Source organism: Nocardioides sp. GCM10028917, from assembly GCF_042666175.1.
In the GTDB taxonomy this organism is placed as follows: domain Bacteria; phylum Actinomycetota; class Actinomycetes; order Propionibacteriales; family Nocardioidaceae; genus Nocardioides.
Genome location: NZ_JBHTFL010000007.1, coordinates 1,183,906 through 1,197,594 on the forward strand (window position 1 = coordinate 1,183,906; position 13,689 = coordinate 1,197,594).

Here is a 13,689-nt window from a genome sequence, read left to right on the forward strand (position 1 = left end):
CAGGGGCGGAAGACGAGGGAGGTGACCCCCTCGCCGAACCTACTCCGGCTCGGCGAGGGGGTCACCCGTTGCTCCGGCTCAGTGCTGGACGGCCTGCTCGGCGCCCGCGCCGGTGAGGGCGCGGACCTCGAGCTCGGTGTAGCGGTCCTCGGCCGCCGGCTCACGCTTCGAGATCGTGCCGAGGTAGCCGAGCAGGAAGCCCAGCGGGATCGAGACGATGCCCGGGTTGTTGAGCGGGAAGTACGACCAGTCGGAGTCGGGGAACAGCGACGTCGGCAGACCCGAGACGACCGGCGAGAACAACACCAGCCCGACGGCCGAGATGAGTCCGCCGTAGATGCTCCAGACGGCGCCGCGGGTGTTGAAGCGTCGCCAGAACATGTTGAAGATGATCGCCGGCAGGTTGGCCGACGCCGCGACCGCGAAGGCGAGGGCCACCAGGAAGGCGATGTTGAGCCGCTGGGCCGGGATCGACAGGGCGATCGCGATCGCGCCGATGACGAAGGCCGCGATCCGGGCGACCCGCACCTCGTCCTTCTCGGTGATGGGCTGGTCCTTCTTGATGACGCCCTTGTAGAGGTCGTGCGCCACCGAGGAGGAGCTGGCGAGCGTCAGTCCGGCGACCACGGCGAGGATCGTGGCGAACGCCACCGCCGAGATGAGCGCGAGCAGGACCGCGCCGCCCGTGGAGCCCTCGCCGCCACCGACGGCCTCGGCGAGGAGTGGTGAGGCGAGGTTCTGGTTGCCTCCCTCGAGCGGGTCGACCTGGTCGCGGTCCAGCAGCGCTGCGGCGCCGAAGCCGAGCACCAGCGTCATCAGGTAGAACGCGCCGATCAGGCCGATCGCCCACAGCACCGACTTCCGCGCGTCCCGCGCGGTCGGCACCGTGTAGAAGCGGATCAGGATGTGCGGCAGGCCGGCGGTGCCGAGCACCAGGGCGAGGCCGAGGGACAGGAAGTCGATCTTCGACGTCAGGCTGGCGCCGTACTGCAGGCCGGGTTGGAGGAACGCCTCGCCCTTGCCGGAGTTGTCGGCGGCCGCGCCGAGGAGCGAGGAGAGGTTGAAGTTGAACTCGACCAGGACCAGCACCACGATCAGCGCCGAGCCGAGCATGAGCATGACGGCCTTGACGATCTGGACGTAGGTCGTGCCCTTCATGCCACCGACCACGACGTAGAAGATCATCAGCGCGCCGACACCGATGATCGTGATGTTCTGGACCGCCTGGCTGTCCACGCCGAGCAGCAGCGCGACGAGCGTGCCCGCACCGACCATCTGGGCGAGCAGGTAGAAGATCGACACCACGACCGTCGAGATGGACGCAGCGGTGCGCACCGGGCGCTGGCTCATCCGGAACGCCAGCTGGTCGGCCATCGTGTAGCGACCCGCGTTGCGCAGCATCTCCGCCACGAGCAGCAGGGCGACGAGCCAGGCGACGAGGAAGCCGATGGAGTAGAGGAAGCCGTCGTAGCCGTAGAGCGCGATGGCTCCCGAGATGCCGAGGAAGGACGCGGCGGACATGTAGTCGCCGCCGATGGCGAGACCGTTCTGGAAGCCGGAGAACGACCGCCCGCCGGAGTAGAAGTCGGCCGCGGTCTTGGTCTGCCGGCTCGCCCAGAAGGTGATGGCGACCGTCAGCGCGACGACCGCGAGGAACAGGACGGTGGTGAGGACCTGGGTGTCCATCAGGCGTCGCCTCCCCTGCGGTACTCGTCGTCGAGCTGGCGGGCCAGCGGGTCGAGCTTGGCGGAGGAGAAGCGGGCGTACATCCAGGCGAGTCCGAACGTCGTCAGGAACTGGAGGAGCCCGAAGATCAGGGCCACGTTGATGTTCCCGACGACCTTGGTCGACATGAAGTCGCCCGCCCAGCCGGAGAGGATGACGTACAGCAGGTACCAGGCCAGGAACGCGACCGTCGCCGGGAACACGAAGCCGCGGTAGCGGCGCCGCAGCTCGGCGAACTCGGGTGTCGCGTGCAGCCGGTCGTAGATGGGGTCGTGGCGCGCGGCCTGCTCTTGGTCTGTCACGGATCGGTCCTTCCGAGCGCGGGTCGGCCACCGGGTGTGACCGCCGTCACCGTGACACCGGTCGCTCACCACGCGGGAGGGGTGGGCCTCGCCGCGTCGGTCGATGGGCGTCGTGGGTCGCCCAGCGGTCGGTGTCGTACGACGAGCGGTCAGCTCGCGTGGCCGGTCAGGCGCTCAGCTCGGCCCAGGCGACCTTGCCGCCGACCGTGGGGTCACAGCCCGTGCGGCGCGACAGGACCGCGACGATGGCCATGCCGCGGCCCTCCTGGTCGTCCGGCAGCGCGCGCTGGTGGCGGGGCCAGGCACTGGAGCCGTCCTCAACCGACACCCGTACGACGTCGCCGTCCCGCACGAGTGAGGTCCGGAACGGCGAGCCGCCGTGGGTCACCGCGTTCGTCGCGAGCTCGGAGGTGATGAGGACGGCATCGCCGACGAGGTGGTCGAGGCCCCACCCGGCGAGCGCGTCACGCACGAAGCCACGAACAGCGCGGACCGCCGCGGGGACAGGCAGGTGCACGCTGGAGAGGGCGACGTCGACGTCCGTGCCGGTCCCGCCGGAGCCGGGGTGCAGCCCGGCCAGGCTGACGTGGTCGTGGAGACCGCACATCGTCGCCACGTCGGCGAGGTCGGCGTCGGCGAGGAGGTCCCCGGAGTAGGCGCAGAGCAGGCGGACGGGGTGCGTCGCGAGGGCGGTGTTCCACAGCGACTCCAGCTCCAGGGCAGCAGCCACCTCGCCCCGCTCCCACAGCACGGCGACCATCTCGCCGAAGGCGCTCACCCCTCGTCCGCCGGCCGGCACCAGGGCGGCGACGAAGGCTGCGAAGAGGTCGGGGTCGGGGCGCCCGTCCACCAGGAAGCGGGCCATCGCCTCGTCGGCGTCGAGCGTGGTCAGGCGGCCGTCTCGGCGCGCCCGGTCGACGTCGACCGCGCGCTCGACCAGGAGGGCTTCCACCGCGTGGCGGTGCGCGGGACGGCTGATGGTGACGACGGGGACGCCGTCGTCCAGCGACGTCGCGACGAAGTCGGTGACGCGGTCGACGAGCGAGGCCGCCTCGTCGTACGCAGCGACCTCGTGCTCTCGGTCGGTCATCGAGCAGAACCTCTCCCCACACACCGAGCCGAGCCCTCGGTCCCACGTCCGTCCCTGTTCCCCTCGGATTGTGCACCCTTCAACCTCTTGCGGGAAGGGCCGAACGGTCCTGTCTTCACGGCGCGTCGACCTCGCGGTGTGAGGTCGTGAGGAGAAGTTGACGACTCCGCCACCGGATCGGCAGCCCGGGGGACACACCGGGAGCCGACGCTCGTCGGCATGAGCACCCCCACGCCCCGCCGCACGCGTCGCTGGATCGAGGACTGGCGCCCGGAGGACGCCGACTTCTGGGAGACGACCGGACGCGCGGTCGCCCGCCGCAACCTGGTGTGGTCGATCTTCGCCGAGCACGTCGGCTTCTCGGTCTGGCTGATCTGGAGCGTCTCCTCGGCCTTCCTGCTCGCGCAGGGCTTCGCGTTCACCCCGCAGCAGCTGTTCCTCCTCGTGGCGCTCCCCAACCTCGTCGGCTCGCTGCTGCGGCTGCCCTACACGTTCGCGGTGCCGAAGTTCGGCGGGCGGAACTGGACGATCGTCAGCGCCGCGATGCTGCTGGTGCCGACGCTGCTGTTCGCGTACGCCGTGCAGGACCCGACGACGCCCTACTGGGTCTTCTACCTGATCGCCGCGACCGCGGGCGTCGGTGGCGGCAACTTCGCCTCGTCGATGGCCAACATCAACTTCTTCTACCCCTCCGACAGGAAGGGCGCGGCGCTCGGGCTCAACGCCGCCGGCGGCAACCTCGGGGTCGCTCTGATCCAGCTGCTGCTCCCCGTGATGGTCGGCGCCGCCGGCATCTTCGGCCTCGTGCAGGCCTCGGGCGCCGGCATCCACCTCGAGCGGGCGGCGTACGCCTATGCGGGCCTGGCGCTGCTGGCGACGGCCGCCGCGTGGCTCTGGATGGACAACCTGGCCACCGTGACCTCGTCGCCGCGGGAGCAGATGCAGGTCGTGAAGCAGCGTCGCACGTGGCAGCTGTCGCTGCTCTACATCGGCACGTTCGGCTCGTTCATCGGCTACTCGGCCGCGATGCCGCTGCTGATCAGGCTCAACTTCTGGGTGCCGGAGCCTGCCCCGCTCGGCACCGGCATCTACTTCGCGTTCTACGCCTTCCTCGGCGCGGGTGTCGGCTCGCTGACCCGTCCGTTCGGCGGGTGGATGGCCGACCGCTGGGGCGGTGCCCGGGTGACCCTGGCGTCGTTCGTCGCGATGGTCGTCTTCACCCTCGGCGTGCTGTGGACGGTCAACCAGCTCACCCCCAACCCGGGCGCCGACCCGGCCGTGGCGACCGCCAACGCCGCCTGGTTCCCCCTGTTCCTCGGCTTCTTCCTCTGCATCTTCGCCGCCACGGGCGTCGGCAACGGCTCGGTCTACAAGATGATCCCCGCGCTCTGGAAGGCCTCGGCGGAGCGCGAGACCGCGCCGGGCACGCCGGAGCGGGCGGCCGCGCTCACCTCGGCCACCCGGCAGTCGTCCTCCGCCCTCGGCGTGATCGGTGCGGTCGGTGCCGTGGGCGGCTTCCTGGTCCCGCTTGCCTTCGCCGCCCCCTGGGTGGGCGACCCCCTGGCCGCGACGCGCGCCGCCTTCACGGTCTTCACCGCCTACTACGTCGGTTGCGCCGCACTCACCTGGGCGCTCTACCTGCGTCGGCCGGTGCGGGCCCACGGGCTCGCGGCCGCGGAGATCTGATGACCCAGACCGAGACCCAGACCGAGACGCAGACCGAGACCCACTGCCCCTACTGCTCCCTGCAGTGCGGCATGCGCCTGGCAGGCCGGCGCACGCCCGAGGTGTCGGCCTGGGAGGAGTTCCCCGTGAACCGCGGGGCCCTGTGCCGCAAGGGGTGGGCCGCGGCCGGGCTGTACGGCGGTCGCGAGCGGCTCACCTCACCGTTGGTGCGCGACCGGGAGACCGGTGAGTGGTCCGCCGTCTCGTGGGACCACGCCCTCGACCGGGTCGCCGCCGGGATCCGCGCCGCGCAGGCGGCGGGCGGGCCGGACGGGGTCGCCGTGTTCGGCGGCGGCGGGCTCACCAACGAGAAGGCCTACTCCCTCGGCAAGTTCGCCCGGGTCGCGCTCGGCACCTCGCAGATCGACTACAACGGCCGCTGGTGCATGAGCTCGGCCGCGTCGGCGGGGATCCGCGCCTTCGGCCTCGACCGCGGGCTGCCGTTCCCGCTGGCCGACGTCGAGGAGACCGACGTGCTGGTGCTGGTCGGCTCCAACCTCGTCGAGACGATGCCACCGGCCGCCCGCCACCTCGACCGGCTGCGCGAGCGCGGCGGCAAGGTCGTCGTCATCGACCCGCGACGTACGCCGACCGCGGACCGCGCCGACCTGCACCTCCAGCCGGTTCCGGGCACCGACCTCGCGCTCGCGCTGGGAGTGCTGCACCTGCTCGTCGCCGCCGGCGCGGTCGACCCGTCGTACCTCGCCGAGCGCACCACCGGCTGGGAGGACGTACGCGACTCGGTCGCCTCCTGGTGGCCTGAGCGCGTCGAGCGGGTCACCGGGATCGACGCGCACGAGGTGCGGGCGCTGGCGGCGATGCTGGGCGGGAAGCCCCGCGTCATGGTGCTCACCGCGCGCGGCGCCGAGCAGCACTCGACCGGCTCCGACACCGTGCTGGCCTGGATCAACGTCGCCCTCGCGCTGGGCATGGTGGGCAGGCGTGGAGCGGGCTACGGCTGCCTGACGGGCCAGGGCAACGGCCAGGGCGGGCGCGAGCACGGGCAGAAGGCCGACCAGCTGCCCGGCTACCGGCGCATCGACGACCCCGCCGCCCGCGCGCACGTCGCCGGCGTGTGGGGCGTCCACCCCGATGCGCTGCCCGGCCCCGGGCGGTCGGCGTACGAGCTCCTCGACGCGCTCGGCACGCCCGAGGGGCCGTCCGCGCTGCTGGTCCTCGGCTCGAACATCGTCGTCAGCGCGCCACGGGCCACCCACGTGACCTCGCGGCTGGAGGCGCTGGACCTCCTGGTCGTGTGCGACGTGGTGATGTCGGAGACCGCGGCGCTGGCCGACGTGGTGCTGCCGGTGACGCAGTGGGCCGAGGAGACGGGCACGATGACCAACCTGGAGGGCCGGGTGGTCCTGCGGCAACGCGCGATCACGCCGCCGTCGGGCGTGCGCACCGACCTCCAGGTGCTCGCGGGACTGGCGGAGCGGCTCGGCTCGCAGGCGTCGTTCCCGACCGACCCGGAGGAGGTCTTCGCCGAGCTCGGCCAGGCGTCGGCCGGCGGCCCGGCCGACTACTCGGCGATCACCTACCAGCGGATCCGCGACGAGAAGGGCGTCCTCTGGGGCGGTGAGCGGCTCTTCGCCGAGTCCTTCGCGCACCCGGACGGCCGGGCCCGGATGTACGCCGTCGAGCACCGCGGCGCGGCCGAGCAGCCGTGCGCGGACTACCCGGTCCACCTCACCACCGGACGCGTGCTGGCGCAGTACCAGTCCGGGGCCCAGACCCGCCGGGTCCGCTCGCTGCCAGACGACGGCCCGTTCGTCGAGATGCACCCGCTGCTCGCCGGACGCCTCGGCGTCGCGCAGGGCGACGCGGTGCGGGTGGCGACCCGGCGCGGGGAGATGACCGCCCCGGCCAAGGTGGTGCCGACGATCCGGCCTGACACGGTGTTCGTGCCCTTCCACTGGGTGGGGGCCAACCGGCTCACCAACGACGCCCTCGACCCGGCGTCCCGGATGCCGGAGTTCAAGGTGTGCGCCGCCTCGGTGGTCGCCGGTGCCTGAGCCGCCCCAGCGGATCGTGGTCGTCGGCGGCGGGATGGCCGCCGTCCGGCTGAGCGAGCACCTCGCCGGGGACGAGCGGTTCGCCGTCACGGTCCTCGCCGACGAGGCGAGCCCCCCGTACAACCGCATCCTCCTGTCGGCGGTCCTCGAGGGCACCCACGCGGCCGACGCGCTGACCCTGCGGTCCGCCGAGTGGTACGCCGAGCACGGCATCGAGCTGCGCCTCGGAGCCCGCGTGCTGGAGGTCGACCGGGACGCCCGCGAGGTCGTGCTGGTCAACGGGCCACGCGTCCCCTTCGACCGGCTCGTCCTGGCCTGCGGCTCGATCCCCACCCTGCCGCCGATCCGCGGACTCGTCCGTCGGGACGGGACGCTGGACCCGCGCGTCCACGCGTTCCGCACCCTCGACGACTGCCGTCGGCTGGACGCGGCCACGCGCTTGTTGGTCGAGGAAGGGCGGAGCCCTGTCACGAGACCCAGGGCCGTCGTCGTCGGCGGCGGGCTGCTCGGCCTGCAGGTCGCCCGGGCACTGGCGGTGCGCGGGTTGCTCCCCGAGGTCGTCGAGGGAGCCGACCACCTCCTCGCCAGCCAGGTCGGCTCCGGCGCGGGGGCCGTGCTCGCCCGCGACCTGCGACGGCTCGGGACCGAGGTCTACACCGGCGCCCGCGCTGTCCGGCTCACCGGCGACGGGCTTCGACTCGACAACGGCTACGTCCTGCCCAGCGACCTCGTCGTCCTCACCGCCGGCGGCCGCCCGTCGACCGCACTGGCCCGCCGGGCCGGCCTGATGGTCCGGCGCGGGGTGGTGGTCGACCACACCCTCACCAGCGTCACCGACGACCGGGTGCACGCCATCGGCGACTGCGCCGAGCACCGTCGTCGTACGACCGGCTTCGTCCCTCCCGCGTGGGAGCAGGCCGAGGTGCTCGCCCGGGTGCTGCGCGGCGAGGAGGCGTCGTACGACGGCAGCCGGAGCGTCGCGCGCCTGCGCGCCACCGGGCTCGACGTCGCCGTGCTCGGCGACCCCGAGCATGCGGAGGGCGAGGTCGTGGAGGTCACCAACCCGATCGCCGGCTCGCACCGCCGCCTCGTCGTGCACGGCGGGCGGATCGTCGCCGCGGCGCTCGTCGGCGACCTGTCCCGCGTCGGGCTGATCACCCAGCTCTACGACCGCGGCACCCTCCTCGGTCCCGACGAGCCCGGTCAGCTGCTCCTGCCCGAGGCGGCGGACGCGCCGGCGCCGCTGGCCGACGAGGCGGAGGTCTGCGCGTGCGCCGGCGTGACCGCGGGCGAGGTCCGGGCCTGCGGGTCGGTGCGCGAGTGCGTCGACCGGACCCGGGCCACGACCGGCTGCGGCGGGTGCGCGGACGTCGTGCGCCGCCTGGTTGAGGACAGCCCGACGGCGGTCGCGGTCGGCTGACAACTTCTCCCGGTGTCACTGCGTCCCACCGGGGTACCGGAGGAGGTGCGGGTGAGAGGACTGGTCCTGGCCGGCGCGGCTGCGCTCCTCGGCGGCTTCCTCGGCGGCATGCAGCTGCACCAGGTCGTGGCGTCGACCGACGAGCCGCAGCCGATGGTCCGCGCCATCGACCCGAGCGCGCACCGTGACGACGACGTGGTCCTCGAGGACTGTCCGGAGCTCGCGACGACGCCGCCCTACCCGCTCAACGCGAACGGCATGTCCTACGGCTCCGGCGCCGGCATCGACGAGGACGACCCGGGACCCGACCTGGTCGCCGCCTACGGCACCAACGGCAGGTGCGGCTTCGTGCGCGCCTCCGACCGCCGGAAGGACCCGCCGCGCAGCCCGGAGGAGGCGGCGGCGTTCATGACCGACCTCGACCCGGACGGACGGGACGTCCCGCTCTACGCGCAGGACGGCGTCACCGTGATCGGCAGCTTCCGCATCGGCCCGGGAAGGGTCTTGACCTCAGGTGCACCCGAGGCGCCACGATCGACTCCATGACCGATGCGCAGATCGCCGTCCAGGAGCTCCGGGTCACGCTGACCGTCGACGACTTCGACGCAGCCGTACGCCTCTACCGCGACGCCCTCGGGCTGCCCGAGGTGGCCGACTGGAGCAGCGACGAGGGGCGGGTGCTGCTGCTCGACGCCGGCCGCGCGACGCTCGAGCTCTTCGACGAGGCGCAGGCCGCGATGGTCGACGACCTCGAGGTCGGAGAGCGGGTCTCGGGCAAGGTCCGCCTCGCTCTCCACGTGCCGGACGCCGACACCGCCGCGACGACGCTCGTGGCCGCCGGCGCCAGGGCCGTCGCGCCCGCGGTGGACACCCCGTGGGGCGACCGCAGCGCCCGCGTCGCCGCACCGGACGGCCTGCAGCTGACGCTGTTCACGTCGTCGGAGGACGCCTGATCATCCAGGCGTCCGGCGCAACGTAGGCAGTTCGAGCTCACCGTCGCGCGGGCCACGCTCACGTCCCGCCACCGCCCCGTGAACTGCCTACGTTGGTGCCGTTGCGCTCACGAGACGTCCCGGCGACACTGACGGCAGCCCGTCGTCGAGGAGGCACCTGTCGTCGCCACCTCAGCGAGGTGCACGGAGCCACAGGTCGAAGGCGGCCCGAGCGGTGCAGAGACTGGCCTTCAAGAAGTAGCAGTCCTGGGAGTCCTGATCATCCAGAGGCCCGGGTCGGGCACGGGCTCGAAGCCGTGGCCCGCGTAGACCTCGTGGGCGTCCCTCGTCTTGAGCAGGGTGCGGCCGACGCCGAGCTCGTCGACACGCTGCGCGACAGCGGCCACCAGCCGCGTGCCCAGGCCGCGACCGCGGTGGTCGCGGTCGACGTACACGTCGCAGAGCCAGGCGAACGTGGCGTGGTCGGTGACCACGCGGGCGTACGCCACCTGCCGGCCGTCGTCGGTGAAGGCGCCGAGGTTCAGGGAGTGCTCCGCGGCACTCCCGACCACCTCGCGACTGCGCCCCAGGGACCAGTACGCGTCGGTGCTGAGCCAATCGTGGACGAGGTCGAGGTCCATGTCGGCGAGGTGGGTGCGGATCGCGTAGTCGGTCACGCCCGCATCCTCGCCGATCGGGCTGGACCGGCTTGAGCGGCGCCCGGCACAGGCCGATGATGGCGAGATGGGCGACGTCGAGTTCGAGATCCAGCGAACGGTCCCGGCGCCGATCGGCGAGGTCTTCGCCCGTCTCGCCGACATCGAGGGGCACAACGCGTGGGTGCCCGGGCGGGGGAGCATCCTTCGCGGGACACGGCAGACGTCCCCCGGTCCGGTGGCCGCGGGCACGACCTACGAGGACCGCACCCGGATGGGGACCATGCCCGGCGAGATCGCCGAGCTGGACGCCCCGAGCCGGATCGTCTACCACTGGTGGGACCGCAGCTCGTCCGGGACGACCAGGATGGAGGGCTGGCCGGGTTACACCCTCGAGGCCGTGGGCGAGGGGGAGACGCTCGTACGCCACCACGTGCGGCTGCGGGCCAACGGCATCCGAGCGCTCGGGACGCCGGTGCTGAGGATCATCGCCCGCCGTGAGCGGACGGCGACCCTCGACGCGCTCGTCCGCTCCTTCTCCACGCCGGGGTAGACGCCGGCAGACGGTCCTCCGACGGGCCCGGCGACCGTCCCGGTGGCCCTACCCGGAGGTGCGCCTCGTCGGGTGCGTTCGCCGCAGCGAGTCGGGCAGCAGGCGGGCGCCCGAGCCGCGCTCGCCGTGGACGTCGTCGGGGTTGGAGAAGGCGCACGACCGCAGGCTCAGGCAGCCGCAGCCGATGCAGCCGTCGAGGCCGCTCTTCAGTCGTTGCAGCGCCGCGATCTGCTCGTCGAGCCGGCGACCCCAGTGCCGGGAGATCCGCTGCCAGTCGGCCTTGGTGGGGGTGCGGTTGCCGGGCAGCCGCCCCAGCTCCTCGCGGATCTCCTCGATCGTGAGGCCGACGTTGGACGCTGCCCGGATGAAGGCCAGGCGCCGCAGCACGTTCCGCTCGAACCGCCTCTGTCCACCGCCGGAGCGGTGTGCCTCGATGAGCCCCTCGGCCTCGTAGTAGCGGATCGCCGACGCGGCGAAGCCGCTGCGCCGCGAGATCTCGCCCATCGGCAGCAGGTCGCGTCCATCCATCGGTCACACCCCTTGAACTCAAGTTAACTTCAACTTGAACCATGGTGCCATGACGACGAACACGACACGACGGGTGGCGCTGGTCACCGGGGGATCGACCGGGCTGGGGCTGGCGCTGAGCGGCGAGCTGGCGCGGCAGGGCTGGCAGGTGATCACCGACGGGCGCAGCGAGGAGAGGTTCAAGGGCGCAGCCCTGCCCGAGGGGGTGACGGTGGTCGTCGGCGACCTCACCGATGCCGACCACCGCGACCGGCTGCGGGCGGAGGTGGAGCGCCACGGCCGGCTCGACCTCCTGGTCCACAACGCCAGCACCCTCGGCCCCCTGCCGATGCGCCCGCTGGCCGAGGTCGACGTCCCCGACCTCATGCAGGTCTGGCGGACCAACATCGGTGGCCCGCTGGTCCTCACGTCGGTACTCCTGCCGTGGCTGCGCGCGGCGGACGGTGTGCTGCTGTCGATCAGCTCGGACGCGGCCGTCCACCACTACGAGACGTGGGGGCTCTACGGCGCCAGCAAGGCGGCGCTCGACCATGTGACGCTGACCTACGCCGCCGAGACCGGCCTGCGCACGTACGCCGTCGACCCGGGCGACATGCGGACGGCGATGCACCAGGACGCCTTCCCGGGCGAGGACATCTCGGACCGCCCCCTGCCCGAGACCGTCGTACCTCGCCTCCTCGCGCTGCTGGACGCGCGGCCGGAGTCGGGGCGGTACGTCGCTGCCGACCTCGCTGCTGACCTCGGAGGTGACCTCCGATGACGCTGCTGCACGAGGCGCCCCGCACCCGGTTCGTCGCGTCGTCCTTCGCGCCCCGGCCGGCCGAGGACCGCGGCCTCGCTCGTGACGAGGTGCGGCTGCTGGTGGCGACGCCGGACGGCCTGTCGCACGGGCGCTTCCGCGACCTGCCCGACCACCTGCGCGCGGGCGACGTCCTGGTCGTCAACACGTCGGCCACCGTTGCCGCCGAGGTCGACGGCGACCTCGACGGGCGCCCGGTGGTGGTCCACGTCGCACACCGCCTCGACGACGGTGACGCCGTGGTCGAGCTGCGGACCGCACCCGACGCGGCCCGGGCGCTGCTGACCGCGACCCCGGGCGAGGTGGTGCGGATCGGCGACGTACGCCTGGTCCTCCGCGATCCGTGGCCCGGCGTGGCGTCGTCCCCGACGGGTACCGGCAACCGGCTGTGGCGCGCGTCGGTGCGCGGCGACCTGGACCGCCAGCTCGACTGGAACGGCCGCCCCATCGCCTATGGCTACCTCGCGCGTCGCTACCCGCTCGAGGACTACCAGACGGTGTTCGGGACGCGGCCGGGGAGCGCCGAGATGGCGTCGGCTGCGCGCCCGTTCACGCACGAGCTCGTCACCCGTCTGGTCACCGCGGGAGTCCAGCTCGCGCCCGTCACCTTGCACACCGGGGTGTCGTCGCAGGAGGCCGGGGAGGCGCCCGGGCCGGAGTGGTTCGAGGTGACGCCCACGTCGGCGCGGGTCATCAACCAAGCGCGTGCCAACGGTGGGCGCGTCGTCGCCGTCGGGACCACGGCGACTCGTGCGATCGAGTCCACCGTGCGCGGGGCGACGGTCGTCGCCGGCCGCGGTTGGACGGACCGGGTCGTCACGCCTGCTGCCCCGCCGCGGGTCGTGGACGGCCTGGTCACCGGTTGGCACGATCCGATGGCCTCGCACCTCCTGCTCGTGGAGGCCGTCGCCGGCCCCGGCCTCACGCAGGCGGCGTACGACGCCGCGGTGGCGGAGCGCTATCTCTGGCACGAGTTCGGCGACTCGGCGTTGCTGCTGGGCAGGTGAGCCGCGGGATCGCCGAAATTCCGGCGAACCTGTGGGCCCCGCACCTCCGCCTCGCCCTACCCTGAGCAGATGATCCTCGGGGCACATCGCGCGTCTGCCGACCTCGGCTCGCTGGAGCCGGGGACGCACCTGTGCGCGCTCGAGCCCGACGCGACCATGCTCGACCGGGTCGCGGCCACCTTCGTCGGGCAGGGCCTCGCCGCTGGTGACCAGCTGCTCTACGTCGCCTCCGAGGACCAGGTCGACGACCTCGTCCGAAGCCTGGAGCAGCACCTCGACGCGGCGCACGTCCTCGCCACCGGGCAGCTCCTGACCACCTCGTTCGAGGGCGCCTACGGCACGTCCCCGCCCGACGACCTCGACGCGGTCGCCGACGGGTTCCGCCTCGCGGCGGACCAGGCGCAGAAGCGCGGTTTCCCCGGCCTCCGCGTGGCCGCGCGGATGGACGACCTGTCCGGGCTGCTCGGCTCCATGGACGAGGTGGTGGCATGGGAGCGGATGGCCACCGACCTGCAGCGGGAGCTCCAGGTCAGCTCGGTCTGCCTCTACGACACCCACCGTCTGGAGGCGGGGGAGGGGGCCGCACTGGCACGCGAGCACGACGGGCTGGCACCCGACCTCGACATCGCCCCGATCGCCACCTTCCTGGCGGTCGACGAGCCGTGGGGGGTGCAGGTGCGGGGGGAGGTCGACGTGTCCAACCGGCATCTCCTGCACCGCCTGGTGCTGTCGCGGGCCGCGGTGGCGCCGAGGCTGCGGCTGGACCTCGAGGGTGTCACCTTCGCCGACGCGTGCACGATCGCCCGCCTGCGCTCGATCGCCGCTGCGCTGCCCGAGGGCGGCCAGCTCGTGCTGGCGCGCGTGCCGACCGTCGTACGTCGGGTCCTGGAGCTCACCGGCATCAGCCATCCCCGGCTCACGGTGGAGCCGTGAGGCC

Annotated in this window: 14 protein-coding genes; 9 read left to right on the plus strand and 5 right to left on the minus strand. The window is 72.9% G+C overall.

The genetic code is table 11. From position 1 onward, the window contains the following. Window positions 1–78: 78 nt before the first annotated feature. The 3 genes from ACFQW6_RS15045 to ACFQW6_RS15055 form a co-directional block, all read right to left on the minus strand. Window positions 79–1,686, minus strand: a complete 1,608-nt coding sequence (locus ACFQW6_RS15045) for a cation acetate symporter (RefSeq protein WP_378546759.1) — start codon at window positions 1,684–1,686, stop codon at window positions 79–81. Continuing rightward, entirely contained in the window at window positions 1,686–2,027 is a 342-nt protein-coding gene (locus ACFQW6_RS15050) for a DUF485 domain-containing protein (protein WP_378546762.1), read from the minus strand. The genes ACFQW6_RS15045 and ACFQW6_RS15050 overlap by 1 nt, the downstream gene beginning before the upstream one ends. A 166-nt stretch (window positions 2,028–2,193) precedes the next feature. Next, window positions 2,194–3,117: an MEDS domain-containing protein gene (locus ACFQW6_RS15055; protein ID WP_378546765.1), complete on the minus strand. Its 924-nt coding sequence runs from the start codon at window positions 3,115–3,117 to the stop codon at window positions 2,194–2,196. 219 nt (window positions 3,118–3,336) lie between these two features. Here ACFQW6_RS15055 and ACFQW6_RS15060 point away from each other — a divergent pair, with 219 nt between their 5' ends. Genes ACFQW6_RS15060 through ACFQW6_RS15080 form a run of 5 tightly spaced genes read left to right on the plus strand, consistent with a single transcriptional unit; the run spans window position 3,337 to window position 9,230 of the window. Next, a complete protein-coding gene (locus ACFQW6_RS15060) occupies window positions 3,337–4,803 on the plus strand; it encodes an MFS transporter (protein WP_378546768.1) in 1,467 nt (488 codons plus the stop codon). Continuing rightward, a complete protein-coding gene (locus tag ACFQW6_RS15065; RefSeq protein WP_378546771.1) occupies window positions 4,803–6,857 on the plus strand; it encodes a molybdopterin oxidoreductase family protein in 2,055 nt (684 codons plus the stop codon). Before ACFQW6_RS15060 ends, ACFQW6_RS15065 begins: the two co-directional genes overlap by 1 nt. Then, window positions 6,850–8,277 (plus strand): FAD-dependent oxidoreductase, encoded by a 1,428-nt coding sequence (locus ACFQW6_RS15070; RefSeq protein ID WP_378546774.1) that lies wholly within the window; start codon window positions 6,850–6,852, stop codon window positions 8,275–8,277. Before ACFQW6_RS15065 ends, ACFQW6_RS15070 begins: the two co-directional genes overlap by 8 nt. Window positions 8,278–8,328: 51 nt before the next feature. Then, entirely contained in the window at window positions 8,329–8,823 is a 495-nt protein-coding gene (locus ACFQW6_RS15075; protein ID WP_378546777.1) for a hypothetical protein, read from the plus strand. Next, a complete protein-coding gene (locus tag ACFQW6_RS15080) occupies window positions 8,820–9,230 on the plus strand; it encodes a VOC family protein (protein WP_378546780.1) in 411 nt (136 codons plus the stop codon). Before ACFQW6_RS15075 ends, ACFQW6_RS15080 begins: the two co-directional genes overlap by 4 nt. A gap of 230 nt (window positions 9,231–9,460) precedes the next feature. Here the strand turns inward: ACFQW6_RS15080 and ACFQW6_RS15085 are convergent, their stop codons facing one another. Continuing rightward, window positions 9,461–9,886: a GNAT family N-acetyltransferase gene (locus ACFQW6_RS15085; RefSeq protein WP_378546782.1), complete on the minus strand. Its 426-nt coding sequence runs from the start codon at window positions 9,884–9,886 to the stop codon at window positions 9,461–9,463. Between the two features lie 67 nt (window positions 9,887–9,953). Between ACFQW6_RS15085 and ACFQW6_RS15090 the strand changes: the two genes are divergently transcribed. After that, entirely contained in the window at window positions 9,954–10,418 is a 465-nt protein-coding gene (locus ACFQW6_RS15090; RefSeq protein ID WP_378546785.1) for an SRPBCC family protein, read from the plus strand. Between the two features lie 48 nt (window positions 10,419–10,466). On the opposite strand, the gene soxR is transcribed toward ACFQW6_RS15090, so the two are convergent. Next, complete coding sequence (soxR, locus tag ACFQW6_RS15095; protein ID WP_378546788.1) at window positions 10,467–10,946, minus strand: redox-sensitive transcriptional activator SoxR; 480 nt, start codon at window positions 10,944–10,946, stop codon at window positions 10,467–10,469. 49 nt (window positions 10,947–10,995) lie between these two features. Here soxR and ACFQW6_RS15100 point away from each other — a divergent pair, with 49 nt between their 5' ends. From ACFQW6_RS15100 to ACFQW6_RS15110, 3 genes are all read left to right on the plus strand, one after another. Further along, window positions 10,996–11,706 (plus strand): SDR family NAD(P)-dependent oxidoreductase, encoded by a 711-nt coding sequence (locus tag ACFQW6_RS15100; protein ID WP_378546791.1) that lies wholly within the window; start codon window positions 10,996–10,998, stop codon window positions 11,704–11,706. Continuing rightward, complete coding sequence (locus tag ACFQW6_RS15105) at window positions 11,703–12,752, plus strand: S-adenosylmethionine:tRNA ribosyltransferase-isomerase (protein WP_378546794.1); 1,050 nt, start codon at window positions 11,703–11,705, stop codon at window positions 12,750–12,752. The genes ACFQW6_RS15100 and ACFQW6_RS15105 overlap by 4 nt, the downstream gene beginning before the upstream one ends. Before the next feature lie 69 nt (window positions 12,753–12,821). Then, complete coding sequence (locus ACFQW6_RS15110; protein ID WP_378546797.1) at window positions 12,822–13,685, plus strand: MEDS domain-containing protein; 864 nt, start codon at window positions 12,822–12,824, stop codon at window positions 13,683–13,685. Window positions 13,686–13,689 lie beyond the last annotated feature (4 nt).

What these genes read in the sequence shown, in the direction of transcription:
- ACFQW6_RS15045 (WP_378546759.1), bottom strand. Translation starts at nt 1,686, where the DNA reads ATGGACACCCAGGTCCTCACCACCGTCCTGTTCCTCGCGGTCGTCGCG.
- ACFQW6_RS15055 (WP_378546765.1), bottom strand. Translation starts at nt 3,117, where the DNA reads ATGACCGACCGAGAGCACGAGGTCGCTGCGTACGACGAGGCGGCCTCG.
- ACFQW6_RS15060 (WP_378546768.1), top strand. Translation starts at nt 3,337, where the DNA reads ATGAGCACCCCCACGCCCCGCCGCACGCGTCGCTGGATCGAGGACTGG.
- ACFQW6_RS15065 (WP_378546771.1), top strand. Translation starts at nt 4,803, where the DNA reads ATGACCCAGACCGAGACCCAGACCGAGACGCAGACCGAGACCCACTGC.
- ACFQW6_RS15080 (WP_378546780.1), top strand. Translation starts at nt 8,820, where the DNA reads ATGACCGATGCGCAGATCGCCGTCCAGGAGCTCCGGGTCACGCTGACC.
- ACFQW6_RS15090 (WP_378546785.1), top strand. Translation starts at nt 9,954, where the DNA reads ATGGGCGACGTCGAGTTCGAGATCCAGCGAACGGTCCCGGCGCCGATC.
- soxR (WP_378546788.1), bottom strand. Translation starts at nt 10,946, where the DNA reads ATGGATGGACGCGACCTGCTGCCGATGGGCGAGATCTCGCGGCGCAGC.
- ACFQW6_RS15100 (WP_378546791.1), top strand. Translation starts at nt 10,996, where the DNA reads ATGACGACGAACACGACACGACGGGTGGCGCTGGTCACCGGGGGATCG.
- ACFQW6_RS15105 (WP_378546794.1), top strand. Translation starts at nt 11,703, where the DNA reads ATGACGCTGCTGCACGAGGCGCCCCGCACCCGGTTCGTCGCGTCGTCC.
- ACFQW6_RS15110 (WP_378546797.1), top strand. Translation starts at nt 12,822, where the DNA reads ATGATCCTCGGGGCACATCGCGCGTCTGCCGACCTCGGCTCGCTGGAG.